Origin of the sequence: Streptomyces sp. NPDC050610 (genome assembly GCF_040654875.1) — a bacterium.
Classification (GTDB): Bacteria; Actinomycetota; Actinomycetes; order Streptomycetales; family Streptomycetaceae; genus Streptomyces.
Genome location: NZ_JBFAIV010000011.1, coordinates 179,063 through 191,138, shown reverse-complemented (window position 1 = coordinate 191,138; position 12,076 = coordinate 179,063). Strand labels below are relative to the sequence as shown.

Here is a 12,076-nt window from a genome sequence, read left to right as displayed (position 1 = left end):
CGAGGCGCGCGGCGGGCGACGGGAGCGGGAGCGGCTCAGAGCGTGAGCAGCATCGCGAGCATGCCGATGCCCATCGACAGCCTGCACGCGTTGGTCAGTTCGGCCCGGCCCGGCATCGGCAGCTCGCCGGCGGCGATGGCCACCGCCGGCACCAGATGCGCCATGGCCCGGACGACGTAGACCGCGAAGTACACCATCAGCAGCCCCGTCAGCAGCGGCGTGCCCGCCGGTACGTGCCCGCCCGTGTGGCCCGCGTGCCCGCCCGCCGTGCCGCCCGTCATCGACAGCGCCATATAGACCATCGCGAACGCGCCCACGGCGTGGTGCAGATGGTGCGCCTGGGCGGTCGTGCCCCGCGACAGCAGCAGCGCCCGTAGCCCCGCCGCGCCGAAGACCACGCCGAACAGCGGCGGTCCCCACGGCCGCAGGTCGAGCACCGCCGGCGGCACCGCCATCACCGCCATGCCCAGCCCCATCAGCGCGTCCCCGCCCGTGGCCCGATTCCGCTCGGCCGCGCCCCGTATCCGCAGCAGGCAGTACGCGCCCGTCAGCGCGCACAGCGTCACCAACAGCCAGCCGACCAGCGGTGGTCCATGCACGGCGCACCTCCTTGGGGACACTCATCACGGATGCCCGGAAGATGCCCGCCACCGCGTGTACGCAAGCGGCGCACGGGCGCAGTAGGGGAGCGCGTCGGCCATGATCGCTGCGCGCGGGGCGGCGCCGAAGCGGAGTCAGACGCTCCTGCCCGGCTTTCCGTCGACGAGTGCCCGGTCGGGAACGGGCGTTCAGGCGTGCTCGGCGGCGAACGGGCCCTCGGCGCCGAACGGGCCCTCGGGGGCGAAGACCAGGCCGGCGAAGCGCTCGCCGATGCGGCGGTGCGCGGCGGCGTCCGGGTGGAGTTCGTCGGGCAGCGGCAGTTCGGCGTAGTCCACCTCGCCGTAGAGGTCCCGGCCGTCGAGGTAGTGCAGATTCGCGTCGGTGGCCGCCCGCTGCTTCACCAGGCGGTCCAGTTCGTCCCGGATGATGTTCAGGGTCAGCTTTCCGGCGGCCCGCTCCGCCGGGTCGCCCATCGCCCGGAACCGGACGCGTCCCTCGCCGGCCTCGCCGAAGTCCGGGGCGCAGGGGCCCGGGGTGTCCTCGTGGATGGGGCACAGGATGGGCGAGACGACCAGCAGCGGCGTGGTGGGGTGGCCTTCGCGGAGGGTGTCGAGGAAGCCGTGCACCGCCGGGGCGAAGGCGCGCAGCCGCATCAGGTCGGCGTTGACGACGTTGATGCCGAACTTGACGCTGATCAGGTCGGCGGCGGTGTCCCGCATCGTGCGCGCGGTGAAGGGGTCGATCATGGCGCCGCCGGCGAAGCCCAGGTTGATCAGTTCCACGCCGCCGCGTGCGGCGGCCAGCGCGGGCCAGGTGGTGGTGGGGCTCGCGGCGTCGGAGCCGTGGCTGATCGAGCTGCCGTGGTGCAGCCACACCCGTCGGCCGTGGTCCGGCGCGGCCTCGACGGGGGCTTCGGTGCGCAGCGCGAGGAGTTCGGTGGTCTCGTTGTGCGGCAGCCAGATCTCGATGTCCTTCATGGCGCCGGACAGGCCGTCGAAGCGGACTGTGCCGGACGGGCCGGGCTGCTGCTCGGCGGTCCCGGCCGCCATGTCGATGGTCAGGGTGTTGCCGCCCGGCGCGCTCGCCCGGCCGGCCGGGCTGCCGTCGACGAGGAGGTCGTACAGGCCGTCCGGGCGGGGCGGCACGCCCACGTAGACCCGTTTGGTGGGCCGGGTCTCCAGCTCGACGGCGGTGGCCCGGGTGCGGAAGACCAGCCGTATGCCCGAGGGCTGGGTCTCGGCCATGGCCAGCTGCCCGTCCGTGTTCTGGGCGCGGGCCCAGGCGGGCAGCCGGTGCGGCAGCACCCCGTGTTCGGTGCGCTCCAGGTCGAGGGCGCCGCGCAGGAGTTCCGCGGTGACGGGGGTGGTGATCCAGTCGTGCTCGGTGCTCATGGTGTCAGCCTGTCGTTCGAGGTGTGCGGATTGTCCGGCCTGCACGCTCTCCGCCTGCACGCTCTCCGCCTGGGCGGCGGCCGTGGGGCGGTACGGGGCCCGGCTCACGTCGCGGGCCAGTTGCGCAGCAGGGCGTCGAGGGCGTCGAGGACGCGCGACCAGGACTCCTGCGAGTCGGGGGCGCTGTGGCTGAATCCGCCCGCGGTCTCCAGGCTGACGTAGCCGTGGAAGACGCTGCCCAGCAGCCGGACCGCGTGCGTCTGGTCCGGTTCCGTCAGGTCGTAGCCGCGCAGGATCGCCCGCGTCATCTGCGCGTGTCTGACTCCGGCGCTGGCGATCGCGGTCTCGTGGTCGAGCTTGAGCTGGGCCGCGGCGTAGCGGCCGGGGTGCTCCCGGGCGTACTCGCGGTAGACGTTCGCGAAGGCGGTGAGGGCGTCCTTGCCGGCCCGGCCGGCCAGGGCGGCGGCGCACCGGTCGGCGAGCTCCTCCAGGGCGAGCAGGGCGATCTTGGTCCTGAGGTCCTGGGAGTTCTTCAGATGCGAGTACAGGCTCGCGACCTTGACGTCGAACTGCCGGGCGAGCGCCGAAACGGTCACCTGGTCGAAACCGACCTCGTCGGCCAGTTCCGCTCCAGCCTGGGTCAGGCGTTCCGCGGTCAGTCCTATGCGTGCCATCTCGGTCCTCTCGTTCGCCGGAACCCACTATGCATTTGCCTAATAGTTTTAGGCAAATTTCCGCGTCTCTTAGTCGGGCCACTGATGCTCACCCCCGAAGTCCACTCCCGGAAGCCCCGGCCATTCACCCGGATGGCCTAACGAAGGGTTCGACCGGGAGGAAACGGGCCGCCAGACCCGGACGGCGCTCCGGCAGCCCGGGCCCGAGAAGCGGTCCTGAACAGCGCGGAGGCGCCCCCGGACGGGGACGCCTCCCAATCGGTGGCCGGACGGCGCGGGTCAGGTGCGGAACCGCAGCGGATGGTCCGCCGGCACCTCCACCAGTACGATCCGCACGCCGTCGGGGTCGCGGACCCACATCTCCACGAGGCCCCAGGGCTCCCGCACGGGCGGCCGCAGGATCTCGACCCCGGCCCGTACGAGCTCGTCGTGCGCGGCCGTCGCGTCCGCCACCTGGAGCCAGAGCCGCATACCTGGCGCGGGGGGCTCGGGGGAGCGGCCGGAGAGTTCGAGGAAGCCGCCGCCGAGGAAGTAGACCGTGCCGCGCTCGGGGCCCGTACCGAACTCCCGGTAGACCTCCAGGCCCAGCGCCGTGCCGTAGAACGCGCGGGAGCGGTCCGGGTCGGTAGGACGGAGAAGCGTCCTGCTGCTGAGTACGTGAACCATGCCGCGACCCTACGCACCGCCTCCGGGTTAGGCTCGTACGCCGCGAAAGATCGTACGGAGAGGACCCCCACCGCATGGACGCCGCACAGAGCCGCACCGCCGAGGCCGACCCGGCTGCCGCGCCGGGCTTCCGGAACGCCACCAAGGACGACGTCCCGGCCATCGTGGAACTGATCGAATCGGCGTACCGCGGTGACGCCAGCCGCGTCGGCTGGACCACGGAAGCGGACCTGCTCGGCGGGCAGCGCACCGACCCCGAGGGCGTCGCGGCGGTGGTGGACGCGGAGCACGGCCGGCTCCTGCTGGCCGAACGCGACGGGGCGCTCGTCGCCTGCTGCCAGCTCGAACACCGCGGCGACCACGTCTACTTCGGCATGTTCGCGGTACGCCCCGCGCAGCAGGGCGGCGGCCTCGGCAAGGCCGTCATGGCCGAGGCGGAGCGTCTCGCGCGCGCCGAGTGGGGCGCGAGCGAGATGCACATGACCGTGATCCGGCAGCGCGAGGACCTGATCGCCTGGTACGAGCGCCGGGGGTACGAGCGCACCGGCCAGCTGACGCCGTTCCCCTACGGCGACGAGCGGTTCGGCATCCCGCGCCGCGCCGACCTCGAATTCGAGCTGCTGGTCAAGCCGCTGGTCTGACCGGACTGTTTGACCTGATCACCCGGCCCGCGGCCTGGGCCGGGCCGCGGGCCGGGGCCCTACAGCCGGCCCGCCTCCACGATGCGCCGCAGGAAGCGCCGGGTGCGTTCCTCGCGCGGCGCGCCGAAGATCTCCCGCGGCGTCCCGCGCTCCAGCACCACCCCGCCGTCCAGGAAGCACACCTGGTCGGCGACCTCCCGGGCGAACCCCATCTCGTGGGTGGCCAGGACCATCGTCATGCCGTCCTCCTTGAGGTCGCGCACGACGGCGAGCACCTCGCCCACCAGCTCCGGATCGAGCGCGGCGGTGATCTCGTCGAGCAGCAGCAGCCGGGGGCGGCCGGCCAACGCCCGTACGATCGCGACGCGCTGCTGCTGGCCGCCGCTGAGCCGGTCCGGGTACTCGGCCGCCTTTCCGGCGAGGCCGAGCCGGTCCAGCAGCTCGCGGGCCCGCTCCCGCGCCGCCTCGCGGGAGACGCCGTGCACCCGGCGCGGGGCGAGCGTGATGTTCTGCTCCACGGTCATGTGCGGGAAGAGGTTGTACGCCTGGAAGACCACGCCGATCCGGCGGCGCACGGCGTCCGGGTCGGCGCGCGGGTCGGTGATCTCCTCGCCGTCCAGGAAGATCGCCCCGTCGTCGATCTGCTCCAGCAGGTTCGCGCAGCGCAGCAGCGTGGACTTGCCCGAGCCGGACGCGCCGATCAGCGCGGTCACGGTGTGCGAGGGCACCTCCAGGTCCACGTCGCGCAGCACGAGCGACCGGCCGAAGCTCTTCCGTACCGCCTCCAGCCGCAGCACCGGCTCGGCCGTGCGGTCCGAGGCCTCCGCCGTGCGGTCCGACGCCGCTGCCGTGCGGTCCGACGCCTCCGCTGTACGGTCCGCCCCGGCCGTACGAGCCCGTTCCGGCTCGGTCATACGATCCCTCCCTGCGCCCGGCGGCGGTCCGTGCGCGCCGTGATCCAGTCCGTGAAGCGGGTCATGGGGATGGTCAGCACCACGAAGATCAGCCCCGCGACCACATACGGCGTGTAGTTGAAGCTCTTGCCCGTGATGATCTGCGCCGCGTACACCGCGTCCACCGCCCCCGCGATGGAGACCAGCCCGGTGTCCTTCTGGAGCGACACCAGGTCGTTGAGGAGCGGCGGCACGACCCGCCGTACGGCCTGCGGCAGCACCACGTAGCGCAGCGTCCGCCCGGCCGACAGGCCCAGCGAGCGGGCGGCGGCGCGCTGGCTCGGGTGCACGGACTCGATGCCCGCGCGGAAGACCTCGGCGACGTACGCGGAGTACGTCAGGGTGAGCGCCGCGCCGCCCAGCAGGACCGGGTTGGAGGTGACCCCCTGGAGCCGCAGCGCCGGAACGCCGAAGACCACCAGCAGCAGGCAGATGATCAGCGGCAGCCCGCGGAAGAAGTCGGTGTAGGCGGTGGCGAGCGCGCGCAGCGGGAAGAACACCGGGCCGCGCAGGGTGCGGGCGACGGCCAGCAGCAGCCCCAGGGCGAGGACGCACGCGCCGCAGACCACCAGCAGCCGGACGTTGAGCCAGAGCCCGTCGAGCACCTTGGGCAGCGCCTCGCGCGCGTAGTGGACGGAGAAGAACGTCTCGCGGGTGCGCGGCCAGCCCGGGGAGCCCGTGATCACGAAGTAGAGCACCACGGCGGTCGCCAGCGAGCTGGCGGCCGCGATCGCCGTCGCCCGCCGGGCCCGCACGCGGTGGAACCGCTCGCGTTCGATCCGCCGGGCGGACGGCACGTATGCCCCGGGCTCCCCGGGCTCCGGCTCCCCGGGCTCTACGGGCGCGGCCTCGCGCGTACTCACTTGAGCACCGGCGCGTCGACCGCCTCGGAGAGCCACTTCTTCTCGATCCTCGCGAGCGTGCCGTCGCGGCGCAGTGCGTCCACGGCGCCGCTGACGCACGGGGTCAGCCGGGAGCCCTTGTCCAGGACGAGCCCGAACCGCTCGGCCTTGCCGCCGGTGTCCTCGAACTGTCCGACGATCTTGGCGTCCGTCACCTCGCTGGAGGTGATGTAGAAGGCGGTCGGCAGGTCCACGACGATCGCGTCGACCTGGCCGTTCTTGAGGGCCGACTTGGCGAAGTCGCTCTTCTGGTACACGGCCGGCCGCCGGTCGGGCCGGACGACGTCGGTGAGGACGTCGAGACTGGTCGTGCCGACCTGCGCGCCCAGCTTGGCCTTGCGCAGGTCCGCCACGGTCCTCGCCTTCGCGGCGGGGGAGTCCTTGAGGGCGATGACGGTCTGGCGGACGTCGTAGTAGCCGGAGGAGAAGTCGACGGCGTTCCTGCGCTCGTCGCTGATGGAGATCTGGTTCAGGTCGAAGTCGAACTTCTTCGCACCGGGCGCGAAGGCGTTGTTGAAGGGCACCGTCTGCCAGAGCACGTCGGAGCGGCCGTACCCCAGCCGGTCGGCCACCGCGTACGCGACCGCCGACTCGAACCCCTTGCCGCTCGCCGGATCGTCGTCCTGGAACCAGGGGGCGTAGGCGGGCTTGTCCGTGCCGACGGTCAGCTTGCCGGGCGTCTGCGTGGTCAACTTCCCTTTCGCACAGGTCTCCTTCGACACCGAGGGGGACTTGGAGGCGTCGGCCTCGTCCTGCGGGGCGCAGCCGACCACCGCCGTGAGCAGCAGGACGGCGGCGGTGGCGGCGAGTCGTACGTGCTGGTTGGCGACGGGCATGGCGGGAGACTCGCAGGCCGGCCGGGGTCTGTCCAGATCATTCCGGCAACCGTCCGAATAGCGGAAGATTCTTACGAGTTCATGAAATCCCGCTGCGGCTATGGCAGTTCGGCGGCAAGGGGGCTATGCCGCTGTGAGCGGCGCCGCATGGACCGCGGGCCTACGCGGTGAAGCGCGCCGCGTTCTTGATCTCCGGGAAGTCGGTCGTGCCGCCGTCCAGGCCGAGGCCGCGCGCGAGCTTGAGGTGCTCGGGGGTGTTGACGACCCAGCCGATGGCCCTGAGCCCGGCGGCGTGCGCGAGCTCTACGAGCTCCAGAGTGAGCCTGCGGATGTCGAGTACGAGGGTGCCCGCGCCCACGGCCTTCGCCCGCTCGATCACGTCGAGGCCGTAGTGCTGGGCCACCAGCCCGGTCCGCACGCCCGGCAGCAGTTCCGCGATCTCCGCGAGCGCCGCGTCGTGGAAGGAGATCACCTCGACGCGGCCGGTCAGGTCGCGCCGCCGCAGCACCTCGGCGAGGGCGCGGGCCGCCGCCGCGTCCTTGATCTCCGCCTGGACCGGGGCCCGTACGGCGTCGAGGACCTCCTCGAAGACGGGGACGCGCTCGCCGCGCCCCGCGTCCAGCTCGCGCAGCTCGTCGAGGGTGAAGTCGGCGATAGGGCCCGCGCCGTCGGTCGTGCGGTCGACGTCCGCGTCGTGCATCACGACGAGCGCGCCGTCCTTGCTCAGGTGCAGGTCCAGCTCGATGGCGTCCAGGCCCGCACGGTCCGCGCGGAGGAAGGAGCGGAGGGTGTTCTCGGGCTCCACGCCCATCACCCCGCGGTGGCCGATCGTGAGGAAAGGCAAAGCTCTCTCGTTTCCGTCGTCGGTGGCTGGAGCGGACACGGCCGCAGCCTAACGGGGGCCGTTCGCGGCGCCGGGTGCGCCGACGGGCCCGTGCGCGGGGGGTGTTGGGCCCCGGAGGCCACGCGGCGGCGGGGCGCGCGGGAGGCGGTGGCCTTGGCGGCGGAGCGGCCCTGTCACCCGTGGGTGGGCGAGTCCCCCGGCCGCTGACGCCAGGGGGTGTGGCGGTGTCCCGGTCCCTGGCACGTTCGGCCGGATACCGCAACCCCTGCCCTTGCGCCAGAAGTGGCGGAACCCGGCCTGTGAGCCGGTGTCGGCAGGAAAAACGGCGGTAGGATAGGGGGGTCGGCAGGATAATTTATCGCGGCTCCCCTTGAGCGGGCGAAGGACGCATGGATACGGTGTCTTAACGCCAGGTTCTCCAGTGGAGGGATCAGTCATGACAGATACGCTTACGTCCGCGATCGCGGATTCCGGTGCACCGACCGTTGAGCGTGTGATCGACCACCCCGCCTGGTCCACCCTCAAGGACGCCGTGGAGACGATCCGGCCCTGGCAGTCCAAGGACGGCTCCATCGACTTCGAGGCGGAAGGCGCACCGCCGGGCGAAGAGGTCCGGGCCCAGGCGGAGCGGGCCGTATCGGCCATCGAGCAACTCGCCCCGCTGCTCCCGCACGACGCCGCCTACCACACGGCCCTCGTCGCGGACCTGCGCCGCTGGGCGGCGGACGGCTTCGCCGTGCCGGACTTCCTCGACTCGCTGCTGGCCTTCCAGCCCGCCGCCCAGCGCGTCGACGGCCGCCAGCACCTCGTCGTGTTCCCGATGTACACCCAGAACGGGAACCCCGACCGCAACCTCGAAGCGGTCGTCCTGCGCCTGGTCTGGCCGGACTGGCTCGCCGAGCTGGAGCGCACCCGCTACGACAACCCGCTCTACCTCGGCATCACCTTCGAGGACTTCACCGCCGGCTACGACACCAACTCGGCCGTTCTCTTCCCGGAGACGATCGCCGTGCGCCAGGCCCCGGAGCGCTTCTCCTGGGGCGGCATCTTCTGCGACCGCGAGGCCGCCCGCTTCCGCCGCGTCACCGAGTCCGCCGTCGAGACCCTCGGCCTGGAGCTGCCCGCGGACATCCAGGAGATGGTCGGCGACCAGGACCGCTGCCAGCAGGCGTTCGTCTTGTGGGACATGGTCCACGACCGTACCCACAGCCACGGCGACCTGCCCTTCGACCCCTTCATGATCAAACAGCGCCAGCCGTTCTGGATGTACGGGCTCGAAGAGCTGCGCTGCGACCTCACCGCCTTCCGCGAGGCCGTCAAGCTGGAGGCCGACGGCTACCGCCAGGGCCGCGACGTGCAGTACGCCGTCCTCTTCGACCGGATGTTCCGCTTCCCCGTCACCGGGGAACGGGTGCGCAACTACGACGGGCTCGGCGGCCAGCTGCTCTTCGCCTACCTGCACCAGCACGACGTCGTACGCTGGACGGACAACACACTGCACATCGACTGGGACCGCGCACCGCAGGTCACCAATCAGCTGTGCGGCGAGATCGAGCAGCTCTACCGCGACGGCATCGACCGGCCCAAGCTCGTCCACTGGTTCGCCGCGTACGGGCTCGTCTCGACCTATCTCGCCCCGCACCCCGGCTCGGTATGGGCCAAGGGCCCCGACGCCCTCGACCTCGACCAGCCGCCGCGCAAGCTCGTGGACGACGTGCTTCCGGACGAGTTCCCGCTCAGCATGTTCTATGAAGCCCTCTCGAAGAAGCTGCGCAAGGTGATCGCATCCACCAAGGGCATCACCGCCGAGAGCGCCGAGCGAGTGGCCGCGTGAACGAGCACGGAGAACAGCTGGAAGGGGCGAAGACCATGAGCACTCCGACGTACGGCGGCCGGCTGGACGGCGCGGTCGTGGCGGTGGCCGGGGCCGCGGGCCCGGCCGGCCGCGCCGCGCTGCTGCGCCTCGCCGAGTCCGGGGCGACCGTCGTCGCCGCCGACGCGGACCCCGCGCGCCTCGCCGAGGCCGTGGACGCCGCCCGGTACGCGCACGGCGGGGCCACCGTCACCGGCGACACCGTGGACCTGCTGGACCTCGACGCGACCCGCGCCTGGGCGGACCGCACGGAGAAGGAGTTCGGCCGCGTCGACGGCCTGGTGCACCTGGTGGGCGGCTGGCGCGGCTCCGCCAGCTTCGCCGAGACGGACCTCGCGGACTGGGCGAAGCTGGAGAAGCTGCTGGTCCGCACCGTGCAGCACACCTCGCTCGCCTTCGAAGCCGCCCTCAAGCGGGCCGGCAACGGACGGTACCTGCTGATCAGCGCGGCCGGCGCGTCCAAGCCCACCGCGGGGAACGCCGCCTACGCCGCCTCCAAGGCCGCCGCCGAGGCGTGGACCCTCGCGCTCGGCGACGCCTTCCGAAAGGCGGGGGGCGAGAACGGCCCGTCGGCCGCGGCTGCCATCCTGGTGATCAAGGCACTCGTGCACGACCAGATGCGCGCCGAGCGCCCGAACGCGAAATTCGCGGGCTTCACGGACGTCAAGGACCTGGCCGAGGCCGTCGTCGGCGTCTGGGAGCGCCCCGCCACCGAAGTGAACGGAACCCGCTTGTGGCTGACCCCCGAACCGTGACCGAGGCCCCGGCGGCCACTGACGCCGTCCGCCGTCACGATCCCGAGCTGCGCGGTTTCGCCAGCGACAACTACGCCGGCGCGCACCCGGAGATCCTGGCGGCGCTCGCCCTCGCCAACGGCGGTCACCAGATCGCCTACGGCGAGGACGTCTACACCGAACACCTCCAGGACGTCTTCCGCGCCCACTTCGGGCCGCGTGCTGAAACGTTTCCGGTGTTCAACGGGACCGGTGCCAACGTCGTCTCCCTGCAAGCCGTCACCGAGCGCTGGGGCGCGGTGATATGCGCCGACGGCGCGCACATCAACGTCGACGAGTGCGGCGCGCCCGAGCGGGTGGGCGGGCTCAAGCTGCTGACCGTCCCCGCCGAGGACGGCAAGCTCACGCCCGAGCTCATCGACCGCGAGGCGTTCGGCTGGGACGACGAGCACCGGGCCATGCCCCAGGTCGTCTCGATCACCCAGACCACGGAGTGCGGCACCTGCTACACGCCCGAGGAGATCCGGGCGATCTGCGACCACGCGCACCAGCACGGCATGACGGTGCACGTCGACGGCTCCCGCCTCGCCAACGCGGCGGCGACCCTCGGCGTCCCCCTGAGCGCGTTCACCACCGACGCCGGAGTCGACATCCTCTCCTTCGGCGGCACCAAGAACGGACTGCTGTTCGGCGAGTGCGTCGTCGTGCTCAACCCCGACGCCGTACGGGCCATGAAGCACCTGCGCAAGCTGTCCATGCAGCTCGCCTCCAAGATGCGGTTCGTCTCGGCGCAGTTCGAGGCGCTGCTCTCCGGCGACCTGTGGCTGCGCGGCGCCTCGCACGCCAACGCGATGGCGACCCGCCTGGCGCGCGGCGTACGGGCCGTGGACGGCGTCGAGGTGGTGCACCCGGTGCAGGCCAACAGCGTCTTCGCCCGGCTGCCGCGCGACGTGACGGAGCGGCTCCGCAAGCGGTACCGCTTCTACGACTGGGACGAGGCCACCGGGCTGGTCCGCTGGATGTGCGCCTTCGACACCACCGAGGCCGACGTGGACGCCTTCACCGCGGCCGTCGCGGAGGAGATGGCCCAGCGGTAGCGCCCGCGCCCGTATGACAGTGCGCCCGACCGCACGAGCCGGAAGGCTCGGGGCCGGGCGCACTGCTGCGTCTCATGGCGAGGTGCGCACCTCGCGGCGGGTCGTGGCGACCCGCCGCGAGCCGCCCGTCAGCGCCGGTCGAGGGCCTTGGCCTCCGCCGGCGTCGGCGCGCTGCCGCCGAGGTGCGCGGGCACCCACCAGGTGTCGTCGGGCCCCTTGGGACGTACGGGATAGGCGCGCTGCGCGGCCTCCAGCAGCTCCTGCACCCGCGCCCGCAGCCGCTCGGTGATGGTGTCCGCGTGCTCGGCCGGGTCGGCGGCCATCGGCTCGCCCACCCGCATCGCGATCGGGATGTGGTGGCGGCCGAAGTCGCGCTTGTGCCCCTTGGTCCACAGCCGCTGCGTGCCCCACAGCGCCATCGGCAGCAGCGGCACCCCGGCCTCCTGCGCCAGCCGCGCCGCGCCGGACTTGAAGTTCTTCAGCGTGAACGACTGGGAGATCGTCGCCTCCGGGAAGACTCCGATGATCTCGCCCGACCGCAGCGCCTTGAGCGCGTGCTTGTACGCGTCCATGCCGGCCGCCCGGTCCACCGGGATGTGCTTCATCGCGCGCATCAGCGGGCCCGAGATCTTGTGCCGGAACACCGACTCCTTGGCCATGAACCGCACCAGCCGCTTGGCGGGCCGGGCCGCCATTCCGCAGAAGACGAAGTCGAGGTAGCCGATGTGGTTGCTCACCAGGACCGCCCCGCCGCGCTGTGGGACGTTCTCCGTGCCCTGGGCGTCGAAGCGCAGATCGAGCACTTTGAACATGGTGCGGGCCGTACCGATCACCGGGGGATAGACGAGCTCTGCCATATCGGGGG

Annotated in this window: 13 protein-coding genes; 4 read left to right on the top strand and 9 right to left on the bottom strand. The window is 72.1% G+C overall.

What is annotated here, in order from left to right; genetic code table 11:
- Positions 1-35 precede the first annotated feature (35 nt).
- The 4 genes from AB0I22_RS16615 to AB0I22_RS16600 form a co-directional block, all read right to left on the bottom strand.
- Positions 36-599, bottom strand: coding sequence for a DUF5134 domain-containing protein (locus tag AB0I22_RS16615; protein ID WP_363131484.1), 564 nt, complete (start codon positions 597-599; stop codon positions 36-38).
- 189 nt (positions 600-788) lie between these two features.
- Positions 789-1,991: a GDSL-type esterase/lipase family protein gene (locus tag AB0I22_RS16610; RefSeq protein WP_363131483.1), complete on the bottom strand. Its 1,203-nt coding sequence runs from the start codon at positions 1,989-1,991 to the stop codon at positions 789-791.
- 104 nt (positions 1,992-2,095) lie between these two features.
- Complete coding sequence (locus AB0I22_RS16605) at positions 2,096-2,665, bottom strand: WHG domain-containing protein (RefSeq protein WP_363131482.1); 570 nt, start codon at positions 2,663-2,665, stop codon at positions 2,096-2,098.
- A gap of 279 nt (positions 2,666-2,944) precedes the next feature.
- Complete coding sequence (locus AB0I22_RS16600; RefSeq protein WP_363131481.1) at positions 2,945-3,331, bottom strand: VOC family protein; 387 nt, start codon at positions 3,329-3,331, stop codon at positions 2,945-2,947.
- Between the two features lie 74 nt (positions 3,332-3,405).
- Here AB0I22_RS16600 and AB0I22_RS16595 point away from each other — a divergent pair, with 74 nt between their 5' ends.
- Entirely contained in the window at positions 3,406-3,972 is a 567-nt protein-coding gene (locus tag AB0I22_RS16595) for a GNAT family N-acetyltransferase (RefSeq protein ID WP_363131480.1), read from the top strand.
- A 59-nt stretch (positions 3,973-4,031) separates the two neighbouring features.
- On the opposite strand, the gene AB0I22_RS16590 is transcribed toward AB0I22_RS16595, so the two are convergent.
- The 4 genes from AB0I22_RS16590 to AB0I22_RS16575 all read right to left on the bottom strand — a co-directional run bounded on the left by AB0I22_RS16590 (position 4,032) and on the right by AB0I22_RS16575 (position 7,507).
- On the bottom strand, positions 4,032-4,886 hold the full coding sequence (locus AB0I22_RS16590; protein WP_363131479.1) for an amino acid ABC transporter ATP-binding protein: 855 nt from the start codon (positions 4,884-4,886) through the stop codon (positions 4,032-4,034).
- A complete protein-coding gene (locus AB0I22_RS16585) occupies positions 4,883-5,722 on the bottom strand; it encodes an amino acid ABC transporter permease (protein WP_363131525.1) in 840 nt (279 codons plus the stop codon). Before AB0I22_RS16585 ends, AB0I22_RS16590 begins: the two co-directional genes overlap by 4 nt.
- A 62-nt stretch (positions 5,723-5,784) precedes the next feature.
- A complete protein-coding gene (locus AB0I22_RS16580) occupies positions 5,785-6,663 on the bottom strand; it encodes an ABC transporter substrate-binding protein (protein ID WP_363131478.1) in 879 nt (292 codons plus the stop codon).
- 160 nt (positions 6,664-6,823) lie between these two features.
- Entirely contained in the window at positions 6,824-7,507 is a 684-nt protein-coding gene (locus tag AB0I22_RS16575; protein WP_363131524.1) for a glycerophosphodiester phosphodiesterase family protein, read from the bottom strand.
- Positions 7,508-7,943: 436 nt separating this feature from the next.
- On the opposite strand from AB0I22_RS16575, the gene AB0I22_RS16570 reads away from it, so the two are divergent.
- The 3 genes from AB0I22_RS16570 to AB0I22_RS16560 are packed head-to-tail and all read left to right on the top strand — an operon-like array spanning position 7,944 to position 11,211.
- On the top strand, positions 7,944-9,341 hold the full coding sequence (locus AB0I22_RS16570; protein ID WP_363131476.1) for a DUF6421 family protein: 1,398 nt from the start codon (positions 7,944-7,946) through the stop codon (positions 9,339-9,341).
- Between the two features lie 35 nt (positions 9,342-9,376).
- Positions 9,377-10,135: an SDR family NAD(P)-dependent oxidoreductase gene (locus AB0I22_RS16565; protein WP_363131475.1), complete on the top strand. Its 759-nt coding sequence runs from the start codon at positions 9,377-9,379 to the stop codon at positions 10,133-10,135.
- The gene (locus AB0I22_RS16560; protein ID WP_363131474.1) at positions 10,114-11,211 is read left to right on the top strand and encodes a low specificity L-threonine aldolase; all 1,098 of its coding nucleotides are present in this window, start codon (positions 10,114-10,116) and stop codon (positions 11,209-11,211) included. The genes AB0I22_RS16565 and AB0I22_RS16560 overlap by 22 nt, the downstream gene beginning before the upstream one ends.
- A 128-nt stretch (positions 11,212-11,339) precedes the next feature.
- Here AB0I22_RS16560 and AB0I22_RS16555 read toward each other — a convergent pair whose 3' ends face one another.
- Complete coding sequence (locus AB0I22_RS16555) at positions 11,340-12,068, bottom strand: lysophospholipid acyltransferase family protein (protein ID WP_363131473.1); 729 nt, start codon at positions 12,066-12,068, stop codon at positions 11,340-11,342.
- Positions 12,069-12,076 lie beyond the last annotated feature (8 nt).